Consider the following 1,602-nt stretch of genomic DNA (forward strand, 5'->3'; position numbering starts at 1 on the left):
CTAAAGTTTCGCAAGTGAAAATTCACAAGCGTGATTTAACGTAATTTTGGAATAAAAAAGGCTCTGAAGTTTGTATAACTCACAGAAAATGAGTATCTTTATAATCGCTAAACAATAAAGATAAAACTTCAAAGCCGTGAGCAAAGATACAAAAATTATTTCAGATCTGCGAAGCTTTTTCGCAAAAAATGACGATAATCGTGCAATTAAGTGCATTATGGGTGTGATGGAACATATAAATATACGCTCCAGCCAGATTGGAGTAGAGAAGAAAGAGAACTGCAAGTTCACCACTTTGCAGGTACTCAACCTCCTCATGCTCTTCCCGTTCTTCGTAGTCAAGAATGCGAGTCGATACTCCAACTCGTCCTTGAGTAAATTGTTCAATTGTGATAAAGACATGTTCTATCGTTTTATGAATGATGGCAACGTCAAGTGGCGCAAGTTACTATATGCAATGAATCTTCAGCTGATAAAGAAGATATCAAGCAGCACAACTGTTCATCATGACAAGCCGGTTTGTTTGATTATTGATGATACTGATGCACCTAAGACTGGTATGACGACCGAACTCATAGGAAGAATCTGGTCTCATGTTCATCAAAAGAGCATCCTTGGTTATAAGTGTCTGACCATGATGTTGTCCGATGGCGTTAGCCAGCTCTTTCTCGATTTCTCTCTTCATGGTGAGGAGGGAAAGGACAAGCAAAAGGTTCAGGGACTTACTGCTAAGCAACGCAAAGCTCGCTATACCGAGGACCACGAAGGGCAAGCGGTAAAAGATCGTGTGGATGAATATCTGATGAAGAAGACAGACAAGGCCATAGATATGGTCAAGTATGCCATCAAGCGAGGTGTTCGCTTTGATTACTTGCTCGTAGATAGCTGGTTTACAAACACTAAGCTTGTGCGTTTCATTTCCAGCAGACATATCAAGTGTCACCTGTTGGGCATGATTAAACTGGGCAAAACCAACTATGCAACGAAGCATGGCAAGATGAATGCCAAGCAAATCATCAAGCACCTGCAAAAGGAGAAGGCATGCAAACACAACAAAATACTTCGCTGTACCTATTGTACAATGGACGTTAAGTTGGATGGTGTGCCAGTCCGTTTGTTCTTTTGCAAGCGAGGACGCAAGGGAAACTGGAATGGGTTGTTGACCACAGACCTTTCTCTTAGCTTCCTTGAGGCGTATCGTATTTATGCCAGACGATGGGCTACCGAAGTTGCATACAAGGATTGCAAGACCTTGCTGAACTTTGGTAAATGCCAGTCTGTACATTTTGCCGCTCAAATTGCTAGCTTCACTTTGACAATGATGCAGTATAACATCTTGTGTACAGTGAAGAGATTTGAAGCGTATGAAACCATCGGTGGTCTCTTTACAGAAGTTACCAATGACACTCTCGAGTTGTCCGTAACGGACAAGATATGGGCTATCATTTTGGACTTCGTTCTGGAAGCAGCAGAGCGTTACTCTATAGATGCTACAGAGTTGCTGGCAGATTTCATCGAAAGTAATCCTGTTGCCCATACGCTACGTAATATGTATATTTATAAACAAGCAAGTTGATATTTATTCACTTGCGAAACTTCAGT

1 protein-coding gene is annotated in these 1,602 nt (G+C 41.4%); it reads left to right on the plus strand.

The genetic code is table 11. From position 1 onward, the window contains the following. The first annotated feature begins 136 nt into the window (after positions 1 to 136). A complete protein-coding gene (locus tag KSW37_RS15515) occupies positions 137 to 1,576 on the plus strand; it encodes an IS4 family transposase (RefSeq protein ID WP_420377651.1) in 1,440 nt (479 codons plus the stop codon). The last annotated feature ends 26 nt before the right edge of the window (positions 1,577 to 1,602 follow it).

This window comes from Segatella copri (genome assembly GCF_019127135.1).
Taxonomy (GTDB): Bacteria; Bacteroidota; Bacteroidia; order Bacteroidales; family Bacteroidaceae; genus Prevotella.